The following is a 13,560-nucleotide window of genomic DNA, read 5'->3' as shown; positions in this document are numbered from 1 at the left end:
ACTCAGCTCCCGATGATGTAGCCATGACCACGACGGGTGCCGATCGTCTCGGCCCCGACCTTCCGGCGCAAACGCCCGACCAGCACTTCGACGGCGTTGCTGTCCGGTTCATGATCGCCGCCATAGACATGGTCGATCAGTTCGCTTTGCGACACGACCCGTCCCTGATTATGCACGAGATAGCGCAGCAGCCGGTATTCCAACGGCGACAACTCGACATTGCGCCCCCCAACAGCAACCGTTCTGCGGCGCGTGTCGATGTTGAGGTCACGATAGACCAGTTGAGGCGTCAGGTGGCCGCCGGCCCTGCGAATGAGCGCGCCAACACGGGCGACCAGTTCCTCGGCCTGAAATGGCTTGGGCAGATAGTCGTCGGCGCCGGCGTCGATTCCTTCGACGCGCTCCATCCAGGCGCCGCGCGCGGTAAGGATCAAAATGGGGGTCCTGACCGAGGCTGCCCGCAGCTTGCGGACAACCGAGAGCCCATCGAGCTTCGGCAGGCCAAGGTCGAGCACGAGCGCATCGAAATCGTCCGTCTCGGCGCGAAACCAGGCGGCCTCTCCGTCATGGACGACCTCCGGAACATAACCCGCATCGGCAAGCGCCGCGGCGACGTCGTCGGCGATGCGCCGTTCGTCCTCCACGACGAGAATTCTCATCATCGCCTCCGCGTTTGGAGGATCCGGTTGCGCCGGGCATCGACTACGACTTCGCGGTAGCGGCCTGTGCCGTCGAGAACCAATAATTCATAGCGCCATTCGCCCGTGGGGGCGAGGCGCAGGTCGACCTCGAGCACATCACCGGGAACGGCCGCGCGCACGACCGACAGCACGGCGCCGAGTGAAACGACCTGCCCCCCCTGGGTGGCCTGACGTGCGAAATCGGCGCTCGTGTTGCCCCATTGATGACCGCTGCTACCACTGCGGCCCGACCGACCGCGCTGATTGTCTCCGGAGCTCTGATTCCCCGCGGATCCACTGCCACTGCCGGAATTGCTACCACTGTCCCCGGCCCCCCCTCCCCCGCCGGAACCGCCGCTGGATCCTGAGCCACCACTGGAGCCGGAGCCACCACTGGAGCCGCTTCCGCCCGACGACCCGCCGCCGCTCCCGCCCGATGACCCTCCGCCGTCGCCTCCACTTCCACCTCCGCCACCGGAGCCTCCGCTACCGGAGCCGCCGCCGCCTCCCCCGCCGCCCTCATTGGCAAGGACGGGCGCAACCGAGGCAAGGCTCGTCGTGACGAGCGCAAACGCGACCACAAGGGCCGGGAGCGCACGCCGGAGCGCGATGGTGCGTGACTGTCGCATGGTAATTTCCGAAGCTACGCCACCGAAGCTGACAGTTTCCTGACATGCCGTGTCAGGCTGGCGAGGCTCGAGGGCGCGCAGACTCCTCTTCGTCACCAATGAGAGAATGATCGGCGGTGGCTATGGCAAGGAGATACGATCATGACATTGCGATCACTTATGCTGGCAACCACCATGCTGGTGGCGGCCACCGGCTCGCAGGGCGTCAGCGCCGCCATCCGTGACGACAGCTCGCTCCCGGCCCAGAATGCTCTCGACGCTGCGTTCCCTCAAGATGCAACTGACAATTACACCAAGGGTGCGCCATCGAATGACGACGCAGCCCGCATCATCCTGGCGCGCGACGGCGGCGGGGGCGGTGGCTCTGGAGGCGGAGGTTCCGGCGGGGGCAGCGGTGGCTCCGGCGGAGGCGGAAGTGGCGGCGGGGGCGGCGGTGGAAGCGGTTCCGGCTCCGGCTCCAGCGGCGGTAGCGGTGGCAGTGGCCACGGCGGCGACAGCGGCGGCGGTCCTGGCAGTTCGTCGAGCGCCGGCAGCAGCGCTGCCGATGGCCGTGGCCGCAGCGGCGATGATGGTGTCGGCCATGCTCGGCATGGGCGTGGCGCCGACGATGCGGTCGGTGATGTCAGGCGCGATCGCCAGGCGAATGAACCCCGTGATCCGGCTCGCGCGCAGGCGGATGCCGTTCGCGACCAGGCGCGCGCCCAGGCGAACGCTGTCCGCGATCAGGCCCGCGCGCAGGCGGATGCGATTCGCGACCAAGCCCGCGCGCAGGCGGATGCTGCTCGTGACCTGGCACGCGCTCAGGGCGTGCCAAAGCGCGAGGCAGATGCAGCCCGCGATCAGGCACGCGCCCAAGCTGATGCAGTTCGCGATCAGGCCCGCGCGCTAGCTGATGCAATTCGTGACCAGGCCCGCGCGCAGGCCGACGCTGCACGCGACCAGGCGCGTGCGCAAGCTGGCCAGCCAAACGATGCAGTCGATCAGGCTCGGCGTGGGCGCGGGGCGGATGATCCGATCGGCGACGTGCGTCGCGCACGCGGCATGGATGACCCGTCGGGTCATATCCGGGGTGGCCGCAGAGTGGATCACCGGAACGGTCGTCTCTGAAACCGACCCATGCGCGAGGCTGCAAGCAGCCTCGCGCTGGTCCGGCATCTCGCCTGATGCCGGAAACGGGGCGTTGGATAAGCCGGTCGTATCGGGTAGGGGGCGGTGCCCGCAGCGAGCGCGACGGTGACGGCAGAGGGCTTGCGCGATAGGTTGACCCAAATTAGGCGCCCCTCGTGAAGCAACGTTTCCTTGCCTTTGTCGGATTGTGGTTGCCGCTGGCGCTCGTCGCCCTTGCCCTGGCGGCGGCTGCCGAATTCGCCCGGGTGCGGGATGGGGTGGAGCGCGACGGCGGCACACTGCATCGCGTGTTGTCCCAGCGTGTCGATCAGCACGACGCCCATCTCACCAGCCTCGCGGCTGTCCTCGCAAGCTCGGACGCATCATCCGCAACCTTCCAGGCTGTTGTGGAGGCCATGCAGCGCTTCTACCCGCGTATCGCTGCTGTTGCCCTGATCGGCTTCGCACGGGCATCCGAGATGGATTCCGGAAGCTCGCCATCTGATCTCCGGGATTTCGACATGGCGGCGCTTGCGGAGAAGCTCCGCGAACTCGTGCCGGGCCAGGCGGGAACGGTTGCCAGCCGGACGGGGGCGCCATTCTATGCGCTGGTCAAGCGCCTTCCAGACAGTGCTTCCGAAACCCGTGCGCTCGTCCTGGTGATCGACGGCAAGCTCCTGGTCGAACCCGAGGGCGGCCTGCCCCACGAGATCGCTCTGGTGCTTCGGGATGCCGCCGGAACAATCCTCGTGCAGACCGGGGCAGCCCTTCCTGAACAGGGAGTGATCCCCCGTCTCTCCTACGAAAGGGCTCTCGGCAGTCGGTCACAGCCGCTCGTCCTGCATTTATCCGGGCAGCCGGTTCTGGCGGACCTCCTCCCGCGGCGCACCGCTTTCGTCGCTCTGGCCGCGACGGGACTCGGGGTCTTCCTGCTGCTGGTGATCCTGCGCGAGAGACGAAGGACGGCGGGGGCGAGAGAGGCCATGCGCCTGCACCAGCACGAGGCCCGGCTGGCCCATGCGATGCGGGTCAATACAGTCGGTGAAATGGCGTCCGGCATCGCCCATGAGATAACCCAGCCCCTGACGGCAATCCTCAGTCAGAGCCAGGCGGGCCTTCGCTTGGCCCGGTCGGGAGGGAAGGCCCCCGACGAACTCGTGAGCGTGCTTGAAGCCAATGTCCGTCATGCGCGGAGGGCAGGCGAGATACTGGAGCGGCTGAGGGCTTATGTCTCACGACGCGACCCGTTCCGGCAGCCTGCCGATCTCAACCAGATTACCCGCAATGTCGTCGAGCTGGTCCAGCGCGACCTGCAGGAGCGCGCGATCACTCTGCAGCTGCAACTAAGCCCCATCCCGCCGTGGGCGGTTGTGGATCGCGTTTCGATCGAACAGGTCGTGCATAATCTCGTTCGAAACGCCTCCGAGGCGCTCAATGCCGTGCCGGAGGAGCGGCGCGTGATCACGATCACAGTCCGGGAGGTTGCAGGGGAGGCCGAGATTTCGGTCGCGGATCAGGGGAGCGGCATCGCGGACGCGGATATGGCGCGCCTCTTCGAACCGTTCTTTACCACCAAGAGCGGTGGCATGGGCCTTGGCCTGCCATTATGCGAGCGTTTGGTCGAAAGCGCGGCCGGACGCATCGAAGTCCGCAACGGAGCGGCGAGCGGGGCCGTCTTCACGATCCGTCTCCCCGCCTTGATCGCGGAACGCAAGGTTGCTGCAGAATGAAGACGGCGGCACGCACGGTCTATCTGGTCGATGACGATAGCGATGTGAGGGACGCGCTGACCCTGCTGTTGAAGACCATGGGGTTCGCAGCGAAGCCGTTTTCGAGCGCGCAGGCTTTTCTTGATCGTCTGGATCCGCGGCAGGATGGATGCCTGGTCGTCGATATCCGCATGCCGGGAGTGTCGGGCCTGCAGCTGCTCGAGCGGATGGCCACTGAGGCAGGGTGCATGCCGACGGTTGTGATCACCGGCCACGGCGATGTCAGCGCCTGCCGGCGGGCATTCAAGGCAGGAGCCGTCGATTTTCTGACCAAGCCGGTCGACGAGCAGGTTCTGCTCGAGGCGATCGAGGCAGGTTTCGCGCAGTTCGACGACCTCGGACGAGATCAGGCAGAGCGAACCGAGCGGGCCGCGCTGCTCGCCCGCTTGACCCCGCGCGAGCGCGAGATCCTCGATCTGGTCGCGCAGGGCCGCTCGACCAAGGAGATCGCACGCACGCTCGACCTCTCGCCGCGCACAGTCGAGACCCATCGTGCCAATATCGGCGAAAAGCTCGGCGCAACTTCGGTGGCCGCCATGGTCCGGGCCGCGCTTTAAGGGCCTGGCCCTCGGACCGCCTCCGTATGATTACGGAGATGGCTCCGGCACCGCACCGATAATCTTTGCCGCGGCCTTGGGCTAACCTTCTTCCGTCGAGCACAGGGTTCGATAACGCTCAGCACCGGAGAAGTCATGTCCTTGATCCGCCTTGCCGCCGCCTCAGCCCTTGCGCTTGCCCCCGTCGCCGCCGGGGCTCAGGTTCTCCAGGAGCGGAACATGCCGCTGGCCATCGCCCAGGAACTCGCCCAGGCCACTGTCGAGGCGTGCGCGGCCAAGAATTTCAATGTGACGGCAACAGTCGTCGATCGCGCCGGGCTCGTGCGCGCCATGCTTCGCGCCGATCGGGCCGGACCGCATACCGTTGAGGCCAGCCGCGCCAAGGCCTTCACCTCCGCCTCTGCCCGCAACGCCACCTCGGCGATCGCCGAAGGCGCCGAGAAGAACCCGGCTGCCCGCCATCTCGGATCGATCGAAGGCTTCCTGCTGCTCGGCGGCGGCGTGCCGGTCAAGGTTGGCGATGAGGTCGTCGGTGCGGTCGGAGTCGGGGGAGCCCCGGGCGGGCATCTTGACGAGGAATGCGCCAATGCCGGCATCGAGAAGGTGAAGGCGAAGCTGCGCTGAGACGGTCTTAAAGCATCGGCCCGAAAAGTGGATTGCGGTTTTCGGGACAGCCGATGCGAAGGCTAGGCCATCGGCCCGAAAAGTGGATTGCGGTTTTCGGGGCAGCCGATGCGAAGGCTAGGCCATCGGCCCGAAAAGTGGATTGCGGTTTTCGGGGCAAAGCCGATGCAAACACAAAAGGTTAGATCATCGGGCCGGATACGATATCCGGCCCGATGATCCAGGCGCGTGAATGAAGGCGGCCGACGGTTCGGCCGCCCTTGGGATTGCTGGAGTGGGTCGATGTCGAGAACGCTGTTCGCCGCCGTGATCCTCGCTGGCGGCATCCTGTCCGGCCAAGTGCGGGCGCAGACGCCGCCGACCAACGCGGAGTTGTCTGCCTACCAGGGCCTCCACGCCGCCGCCGCGTCCGGCGATGTCAACCAGATCGGCCGCCTCGCAGCGGCTGGCGCTGATCTGAACGCCCGGGACGGCAACGGCCGCACGCCGCTTCATGTCTCGGCCTTTCGCGGGCAGGGGGGTGCGGCCCGTGTTCTGATCGCAGCGGGAGCGAACCCTGCGCTCCTCGATCAGCAGCGTTATGACGCCGTAACCATCGTCGCAGTCAGTGACGACGTACCGACCTTGAAGGCTCTGCTTGCTGCTGGAGCGGCTGCGACGCTTGTCACCAGCCGCTATGACGGCACTGCGCTGATCGCCGCCGCCCATCTTGGGCATGAAGGCATCGTGAAAGAGCTGATCAAGGCGAGGGCGCCCCTCGATCACGTCAACAATCTTGGCTGGACGGCGCTGATGGAGGCGGTGGTGCTCGGCAATGGCGGCCCAAGGCATGTCGCGACCGTGCGGGCTTTGGTCGCCGCCGGCGCCAATCCCGGGATCGCCGATCGGGACGGTGTTACGCCGCTGCAGCATGCCCGCACACGCGGATATCAGGCAATCGTCGACGCGCTTGAAGGCAAGCGGGTCCGCTGATCGAATCCGAGCGCCGCGACAGCTCTCGGGCGCTGGTTATCCGGAGGGGCCTCACGTTTGGCGGTCGACCTCAGGCCTTCGCGATCACGGAACCTTGGAACGCTCCCGACCGGGGAGGACAAGCGCCATGCTGGCTTCAATCCGCCAACTGGTGCTCAAGCACGCAATAGAAATCATCATTGGCCGGATCCGCCGCCTGTGCGAGCGTGATCTCATCGGACGACACGCTCAGCCCTCCGGCAAACTCCCGAAACGCATGGGCAGATTCTTCTTCCAGGAAGCAGAGTCGTATCGTCGTCTTGTCCCTGGGCAGGGCGACAACGCGATAGGGAATTTCGCGCAGACTGAGCCACGCATCCATGGCGTCGAGCTTGCGGCGCAGATTTACGTCGTCGATCGTGACCAGAACATGATGAATCCAGTACGGGAGATCAGCGACGTCAGGCCACGCCATGCCATATTCCCCCGCTCGCAGGCTGCCTCAACACGCCGCGTTTCAAGGGTTAGATTTCTCACTTGGATTGTATAGCGCGAATTCTTGTTTGTTCACAGGATTGCACCGCTGTGCGGGAAAATTGCACGGCAAGGGCACGCAATCGGTTGTTGGAGTGCTTGTCCAGCATCGGCCCGACCAACCAGGAGCCGGCTGGCACGCACTTCGGCGAGGCTGCTGCAGGGGTAGTGACGCCGGGCACCAAAATCAGACATCTGCATCGCTCGCCACGCCCAGTTGCGTCCAGGCTCTCCGCATCCGAAGCGATTTTCGGCCGTTCTCGCTGGCCAGCGAGAGCGGTGCGCCGGCTAAAAGTGGTCACGGGCTTGACAGCGAATTTGCCATATGGAACGTTCCAGATCGAAGCTGGAACGTTCTAGAAGCCCGGCTCACGGAAACGCGACATGGAGAAAGTGCATGGACGAGCATAATCCGTCACGCCGCGCCGCTTTGGGCGCGCTTGCCCTGGGGACGGCCGCCGCTGCTGCGGTCACTGCAAGCACGACGACAGCCAGCGCCTCGACGCCAGAAGAATTCACCAAGCGCGGCAGCATTGCCATCGGCGTCGTGTCGGGCGTGCCGCCCTTCGGCATCGTCAATGAGCGCGGCGAAGCATCGGGCTATGATGTCGATGTCGCCAATCTCATTGCCAAATATATGGGCGTGAAGGCGGAGATCACCGCGCTGGCGCCGCCAGCCCGCATTCCTGCCTTGCAGGCCAAGCGCGTGGATCTGCTGGTCGCGACGCTCGGACCGACGCCTGAGCGCGCCAAGACCATCGTCTTCCCGATGCCTTACAGCGCCTTCCGCATGTCGATCATGGGCTCGAACGATCTGGCGGCCAAGTCCCTCGCTGATCTCGCCGGCAAGCGCGTCGCGGTTCCGCGCGGCAGCCCGCAGGACACCACCCTGACGCGTATGGCGATGCCGGGTACGAACATCGTGCGTTTCGATGACGATGCGATCTGCGCCCAGGCGGTGTTCAGCCGCCAGGTCGATGCCGCAGCTCTTCCGGACACCACGGTCAATCAGATTCTGGGTCAGAACAAGGGTGCCAACGCCGAGCTCAAGTTTGCCTTCGCGCTGCAGCCCAACTCGATGGCGGTACGCAAGGACCAGATGGAGCTGCATCAGTGGCTCAACAACACGATCTGGTTCATGAAGAACTCTGGAGAGCTCGACGAAATCTCCAAGAAGTGGCTGAACGCGCCTCTGCCGGAGCTTCCGGTCTTCTGAGCTAGCGCACCGGTGCGCCCTGGCGGCGCACCGGCCTCGTCTTCTCCTGCGATCGAAATGTCAGCATTATGCCAAGCCTCGTCTTCTCCGACGTTTGGGCGCAATTCGACACGCTCCTGAGCGGCCTTCTGCAGACCGTCTGGATATCTGCTGTCGCAATCGTGCTCGGCGTGGTCATCGGCGTCCTGTGCGCGGTCGCGCGCAGCGCTCGCAGCCGGATCCTGCGCGCTCTTGCGGCCGGATATGTCGAGGGCATGCGCAACACGCCCTTCATCGTCCAGCTCTTCCTCGTCTTCTTCGGGCTTCCCGGCCTGGGGATCCAGATCACGGCGATTCAGGCCGGGTTGATCGCGCTGACCCTCAATCTCGGCGCCTATTCGGCAGAGATCATCCGCGCCGGAATCGAGGCGACGCATCGCTCGCAGATCGAGGCCGGCGCGGCGCTTGGACTGAGACGCCGCGATATCTTGCTCCACGTCGTGCTTCTGCCGGCCCTGGAGCGGGTCTGGCCGGCGCTGTCGAGCCAGTTCGTCCTCACCATGCTTGCCTCCTCGATTCTCTCCCAGATTTCCGTGGAGGAACTGTCCTCCGCAGGGGCGCTGATCGACAGCCGCACCTACCGCTCGATGGAGGTCTACATCATCCTCGCCGGCTTCTATCTCGGCCTCACGATGCTGTTCCGCCTGAGCTTCGACCTTGCCGGCCGTTTCCTGTTTCCGCGCCGGCGCGCGGTGGCGGTGCGCCGATGATCCGCTTATTCGGTCCTGCCGAATTCACCTTTCTCGTCGAGGCGGCGCGCTGGACCGTGCTGCTCTCGCTGCTGGCCTTCATGGGCGGCGGCGCGATCGGCATGGTCGTCGCACTGATGCGGGTGTCGCGCAACGCCATGCTCAGGAACATCGCTGCGGGCTGGATCAGCGTGGTGCAGGGCACGCCGGTGCTGATCGTGCTCTTCCTCGTCTTCTACGGCCTGCCGTTCCTCGGTTTGCGCTTTCCGCCTCTCGTGGCGGCGGCGCTCGGGATGACGGTCTATGCCAGCGCCTTCCTGGGCGACATCTGGCGAGGCTGCATCGAGGCCGTGCCGCGCCAGCAATGGGAGGCGGCGTCCTCGCTCGCGCTGAAACCGGCACAGCGCATGATCTATGTCGTGCTGCCGCAAGCCGTCAGGTTGGCAGTGCCGCCGACGGTCGGCTTCATGGTGCAGATCATGAAGAACACCTCGGTGGCGTCGATCATCGGCTTTGTCGAGCTGACGCGGGCCGGTACCCTCATGAACAACGTGACATTCCAGCCCTTCTGGGTCTTCGGCTCTGTCGCACTTCTTTACTTCGCCATGTGCTGGCCGCTGAGCGTGATGAGCCAGCGGCTCGAGAGGAGGCTCCATGCCGGTCGTCGTAGCTGAGGACGTTCGCAAGTCGTTCGGGTCGCTCACCGTCCTCGACGGTGTCTCGCTGAGCGTTTCCGAAGGGGAGCTGATCGCGGTGATCGGCCGCAGTGGTTCGGGCAAGAGTACCTTCCTGCGTTGCCTGAACGGGTTGGAGGCACCGGATGCAGGGCAGATCACCGTTGCCGGTCACGCGCTTGCTCCCGGTGAGGAAGCCCTGCGCGCGCTGCGCCAGGATGTCGGCATGGTGTTCCAGTCCTACAATCTCTTTCCGCATCTGACGGTCGGCAAGAACATCGAGCTTGCGCCCAGGCTGGTGAAGAAGATCGGCAAGGCCGAGGCTTCGGATATCGCGCGTTCTGTGCTCGCCGAGGTCGGCCTTGCCGAGAAGTACGATGCCTTCCCGGAGCAACTCTCGGGCGGGCAGCAGCAGCGTGTCGCAATCGCCCGCAGTCTGGCCATGCGTCCGAAGGTTATGCTCTTTGACGAAGTCACATCGGCGCTCGACCCGGAGCTGACGGGCGAGGTGCTCAAGGTCATGGAGGGCCTGTCGCGGTCCGGCATGACCATGTTGCTTGTGACGCACGAAATGGCCTTCGCGAGGAAAGCGGCGAGCCGGGTGGTCTATTTCCATCAGGGACGCATTCACGAGCAGGGGCCGCCGGAGGAGTTTTTCGGTGCGCCGAAAACTCCGGAGCTGCAGCAATTCCTCGGAGCCGTCCTCTAGCGATGTCCCGGCCGACGCTGATCGAAGTCGCGGAACAGGCGGGCGTGTCGAAGTCGACCGCTTCGCTCGCGTTGCGCGGCGCCCCGGTTTCGGCCGAGGCGCGCGAGCGGGTCCAGCGTGCCGCGTCCCAGCTGGGTTACATTTATGATCGTGCCGCCGCCGCGATGCGGGGTGCTCGTTCGGGCACGATCGGGCTGATCGTCTTCGATCTCGCCAACCCCTTCTATTCGGAACTGGCCGCTGGCGTGTCCGAGAGTCTGGAGGCGGAGGGCGCGCTCGTCCTGATCGCCGACACGCGCGAGGATTGCGGACGGCAATCGCGAATCCTCACCCGGATGCGCGAACATCGGCTCGACGGGCTGATCCTCTGTCCGTCCACGGGCAGCGATGCGTCGGAGCTGAGAGCCCAGATTCCGTCTGATCTGCCGCTGGTCCAGGCGTTGCGCCATGTCGACGGATTGATCTCTGACTATTCCGGCGCCGAGAATGCTGCAGGCACACAGGCCATTGGTCGTCATTTGCTCGGCCTCGGTCACAGGCGCATCGCCTTTGCCGGACATAATGACGAAACCTCGGTCCAGCGCGAACGTTTCGCCGGCCTGAAGCAGGCGACCGATGAGGCGGGCCTGCCGCCACCGATCTCCATCGCCTGTCCGCCGACTCTGGCAGGCGGCGTAGCCGCTGCGGAGACCGCTCTGGCGCTAGGTCCGCAGCCGACGGCCCTCGTCTGCTTCAATGACCTGGTGGCGATCGGCGCGACGCTGGCGCTGGCGCAGCGCGGCATGACACCTGGTCGTGAGCTGTCGATCACCGGGTTCGACGACATCATGGAGGCGGCCCTGCGGACGCCCGCCCTGACCACGGTCGCGATCGAGCCGCGCAATCTCGGACGCAAGGCGGCCGAGCTCGTGCTCGAGCGTCTCGACGATCCGAACGCGCCGCCGAAGGCCTGTCTTCAACCCGCCCGCCTCATCGTCCGGAACACGACGGGCGCCCCCTCCCTCCCTGGACATCGCCATGTCTAATTCTGTCATCACCGCGCAGGCCGCGGCCCGCCTGATCCCCGACGACGCTGTTGTCACCGTCTCGTCCTCGTCCGGGTTGAACTGCCCCGACGCCGTGCTCAAGGCCATCGGTGAGCGCTTCAAGGCGGAAGGTCATCCGCGCAATCTGACGACGCTGCACCCGATCGCCGCCGGCGACATGTACGGCATCGACGGCATCGACCACCTCGCGCAGCCAGGCCTGCTCAGCGCGATCCTGGCAGGTTCGTACCCGTCCGGCCCGTCCTCGCTACCGTCCCCGCGGATCTGGTCGATGATCGGCAGCAACGAGATTGCCGCCTGGAACGTTCCATCCGGGATTCTCTTCGACATGCATCGCGATGTCGCGGCACGCCGAGCCGGTGTTCTCACCAAGGTCGGTCTCGACACATTCGTCGACCCGCGCCGCCATGGCTGCGCGATGAACGACGCGGCGCGCGCCCGCCCGCCGGTGGTGAGTGTCGTCGAGTTCGGCGGCGAGGAATGGCTGCACTTCCCGAATATCGTGCCGAAGGTCGCAATCATCCGCGGTACGACGGCGGATGAACGCGGCAATATCAGCATGGAGCATGAGGGCGCACCGCTCGGCGCGCTTGACCAGGCAATGGCTGTCCGCAACCATGGCGGCCTCGTCATCGCCCAGGTGAAGCGTGTCGTGGCAACCGGTTCGCTGCCCACGCGCCAGGTCGTGGTGCCGGGGCATCTTGTCGACCACGTGGTCGTCGATCCCGACCAGCGCCAGACCACCGGGATCGACTATGATCCCGCGATCAGCGGCGAGATCCGCGTGCCGGCTTCGGCCTTCGAGCTGCCCGAGTTCGGCATCGAGACCGTGATCGCCCGACGCGCGGCAATGGTGCTGCGCTCGGGCTGGGCAGTGAACCTCGGCTTCGGCGTCTCGGCCGTCGTCCCGCGCGTGCTGCTCGCCGAAGGACAGGCCGACAGCGTAACCTGGGCTATCGAGCAGGGCGCGGTCGGCGGCATGCCGCTGACGGGCTTTGCCTTCGGATGTGCGGCCAATGCCGATGCGATCCTGCCTTCGCCCCAACAGTTCACCTATTTCCAGGGCGGCGGCTTCGACTGCGCGCTGCTCTCCTTCCTCCAGGTTTCCGCAGCGGGCGACGTCAATGTCTCGCGGCTGGGCTCGAGGCCCTATCTCACGGCTGGTGCCGGCGGGTTCGTCGACATCACGGCTCACGCCAAGCGCGTTGTCTTCAGCGGAACCTTCACCACCGGTGGGCTGGATGTTGCGATTGCCGATGGCGGTTTGACCATCAAGCGCGAGGGCAAGCTCAGGAAGTTCGTGCCGGAGGCCGAGCATGTCACCTTCAGCGGTCGTCGCAGCCGGAGTGTCGGTACGGACGTGCTCTACGTCACCGAACGCTGCGTGTTGCGCCTCACCGACGAGGGGCCGGAGGTGATCGAGATCGCCAATGGCATCGACCTGAAGCGCGATGTTCTGGAGCAGGCGGATATTCCGCTGAAGGTCGCCGCCGATCTCAGGCCGATGGATCCCCGCCTGTTCGATCCGGCCCCGATGGGCCTCGTCCTTGGAGCCAGGTCATGAGCGAAGAGCTTTCATTCGACGTCAGCGCCCCTATCGCCAGCATCACCTTGCGGCGCGCGGCCAAGCTCAATGCCTTGACGCCGGCGATGCTCGACGGGCTGATCCGCGCCTGCGACGCCATCGAGGCCGATCCCGCCATTCGCTGTGCGGTGCTGCTGGCGGAGGGCAAGGCCTTCTGCGCAGGGGCCGATATCAACGCCTGGTCGGGCCTGACGCCTGTCGAGATGTGGCAGCGCTGGATCGTCCCCGGTCACTCCGCCTTTGGCCGTCTTGCTGCGCTGCGCGTGCCGACGCTTGCGGTCGTTGAGGGAGCCTGCTTTGGCGGTGGCCTCGAACTCGCCCTCTGCTGCGACATCAGGATTGCGTCGCATCAGGCGATGTTCGCGATGCCCGAGGTTTCGATCGGGACGCTGCCCGGCTGGGGTGGAACCGGGCGCCTGCCGCGCGCGGTCGGACTGTCCCGCGCCAAGCAGATGATCTTCTCCGGAGAGCGGATCGATGCGGCGAGGGCGGAAAACTGGGGCCTCGTCACCGGCGTCTTCGAAGGCGAGGGGGCGCGCGCCGAGGCTTCGCGACTGGCGGAACTGATCGCGGCGCGCGCACCGGTCGCGGTCGCGGCTGCAAAACTCGCGCTCTCGGTGCACGAGAACGATGCGCCGTCGCGTGCGCTCGAGGCGCTGGGAGGAGCGATCGCGTCGGCGACGCAGGATGCGCACGAGGGGCTGGCTTCATTTCGCGAGAAGCGGGCTCCGATCTGGCAGGGGCTCTGAGA

15 protein-coding genes are annotated in these 13,560 nt (G+C 65.7%); 11 read left to right on the top strand and 4 right to left on the bottom strand.

Features of this window, described 5'->3' with window-relative positions; all coding sequences use genetic code 11:
• Nucleotides 1-2: 2 nt before the first annotated feature.
• From FG93_RS03300 to FG93_RS32235, 3 genes are all read right to left on the bottom strand, one after another.
• On the bottom strand, nt 3-659 hold the full coding sequence (locus tag FG93_RS03300) for a response regulator transcription factor (protein WP_043231942.1): 657 nt from the start codon (nt 657-659) through the stop codon (nt 3-5).
• Between the two features lie 803 nt (nt 660-1,462).
• Nucleotides 1,463-2,164, bottom strand: coding sequence for a hypothetical protein (locus tag FG93_RS32785; RefSeq protein ID WP_161783763.1), 702 nt, complete (start codon nt 2,162-2,164; stop codon nt 1,463-1,465).
• Between the two features lie 30 nt (nt 2,165-2,194).
• Nucleotides 2,195-2,464: a hypothetical protein gene (locus FG93_RS32235; protein ID WP_052513303.1), complete on the bottom strand. Its 270-nt coding sequence runs from the start codon at nt 2,462-2,464 to the stop codon at nt 2,195-2,197.
• Nucleotides 2,465-2,592: 128 nt separating this feature from the next.
• Here FG93_RS32235 and FG93_RS03280 point away from each other — a divergent pair, with 128 nt between their 5' ends.
• The 4 genes from FG93_RS03280 to FG93_RS03265 all read left to right on the top strand — a co-directional run bounded on the left by FG93_RS03280 (nt 2,593) and on the right by FG93_RS03265 (nt 6,338).
• Nucleotides 2,593-4,146, top strand: a complete 1,554-nt coding sequence (locus tag FG93_RS03280) for a sensor histidine kinase (protein WP_152579274.1) — start codon at nt 2,593-2,595, stop codon at nt 4,144-4,146.
• On the top strand, nt 4,143-4,742 hold the full coding sequence (locus tag FG93_RS03275) for a response regulator transcription factor (protein ID WP_043231583.1): 600 nt from the start codon (nt 4,143-4,145) through the stop codon (nt 4,740-4,742). The genes FG93_RS03280 and FG93_RS03275 overlap by 4 nt, the downstream gene beginning before the upstream one ends.
• A 135-nt stretch (nt 4,743-4,877) precedes the next feature.
• On the top strand, nt 4,878-5,366 hold the full coding sequence (locus FG93_RS03270; RefSeq protein WP_043231581.1) for a heme-binding protein: 489 nt from the start codon (nt 4,878-4,880) through the stop codon (nt 5,364-5,366).
• Between the two features lie 282 nt (nt 5,367-5,648).
• Nucleotides 5,649-6,338: an ankyrin repeat domain-containing protein gene (locus tag FG93_RS03265; protein WP_043231579.1), complete on the top strand. Its 690-nt coding sequence runs from the start codon at nt 5,649-5,651 to the stop codon at nt 6,336-6,338.
• A gap of 136 nt (nt 6,339-6,474) precedes the next feature.
• On the opposite strand, the gene FG93_RS03260 is transcribed toward FG93_RS03265, so the two are convergent.
• Nucleotides 6,475-6,792, bottom strand: coding sequence for a hypothetical protein (locus tag FG93_RS03260; protein WP_043231578.1), 318 nt, complete (start codon nt 6,790-6,792; stop codon nt 6,475-6,477).
• Nucleotides 6,793-7,248: 456 nt separating this feature from the next.
• Between FG93_RS03260 and FG93_RS03255 the strand changes: the two genes are divergently transcribed.
• From FG93_RS03255 to FG93_RS33255, 7 genes are all read left to right on the top strand, one after another.
• Nucleotides 7,249-8,067, top strand: coding sequence for a transporter substrate-binding domain-containing protein (locus FG93_RS03255; protein WP_043231575.1), 819 nt, complete (start codon nt 7,249-7,251; stop codon nt 8,065-8,067).
• 68 nt (nt 8,068-8,135) lie between these two features.
• Nucleotides 8,136-8,816, top strand: coding sequence for an amino acid ABC transporter permease (locus FG93_RS03250; protein ID WP_043231573.1), 681 nt, complete (start codon nt 8,136-8,138; stop codon nt 8,814-8,816).
• Nucleotides 8,813-9,469 carry an amino acid ABC transporter permease gene (locus tag FG93_RS03245; protein ID WP_043231571.1) on the top strand — a complete coding sequence of 219 codons (657 nt, stop codon included), beginning with the start codon at nt 8,813-8,815 and terminating at the stop codon, nt 9,467-9,469. The genes FG93_RS03250 and FG93_RS03245 overlap by 4 nt, the downstream gene beginning before the upstream one ends.
• Entirely contained in the window at nt 9,450-10,178 is a 729-nt protein-coding gene (locus FG93_RS03240) for an amino acid ABC transporter ATP-binding protein (protein WP_043231570.1), read from the top strand. Before FG93_RS03245 ends, FG93_RS03240 begins: the two co-directional genes overlap by 20 nt.
• 2 nt (nt 10,179-10,180) lie before the next feature.
• Nucleotides 10,181-11,203 (top strand): LacI family DNA-binding transcriptional regulator, encoded by a 1,023-nt coding sequence (locus tag FG93_RS03235; RefSeq protein WP_043231568.1) that lies wholly within the window; start codon nt 10,181-10,183, stop codon nt 11,201-11,203.
• Nucleotides 11,196-12,788, top strand: a complete 1,593-nt coding sequence (locus FG93_RS03230; protein ID WP_043231566.1) for an acyl CoA:acetate/3-ketoacid CoA transferase — start codon at nt 11,196-11,198, stop codon at nt 12,786-12,788. Before FG93_RS03235 ends, FG93_RS03230 begins: the two co-directional genes overlap by 8 nt.
• Nucleotides 12,785-13,558, top strand: coding sequence for an enoyl-CoA hydratase/isomerase family protein (locus FG93_RS33255; RefSeq protein ID WP_043231565.1), 774 nt, complete (start codon nt 12,785-12,787; stop codon nt 13,556-13,558). Before FG93_RS03230 ends, FG93_RS33255 begins: the two co-directional genes overlap by 4 nt.
• The last annotated feature ends 2 nt before the right edge of the window (nt 13,559-13,560 follow it).

Origin of the sequence: Allobosea sp. LC85, assembly GCF_000735605.1 — a bacterium.
Taxonomy (GTDB): Bacteria; Pseudomonadota; Alphaproteobacteria; order Rhizobiales; family Beijerinckiaceae; genus Allobosea.
The sequence above is the reverse complement of the archived record's forward strand: the minus strand, read 5'-3'. Positions and strand labels throughout refer to the sequence as shown.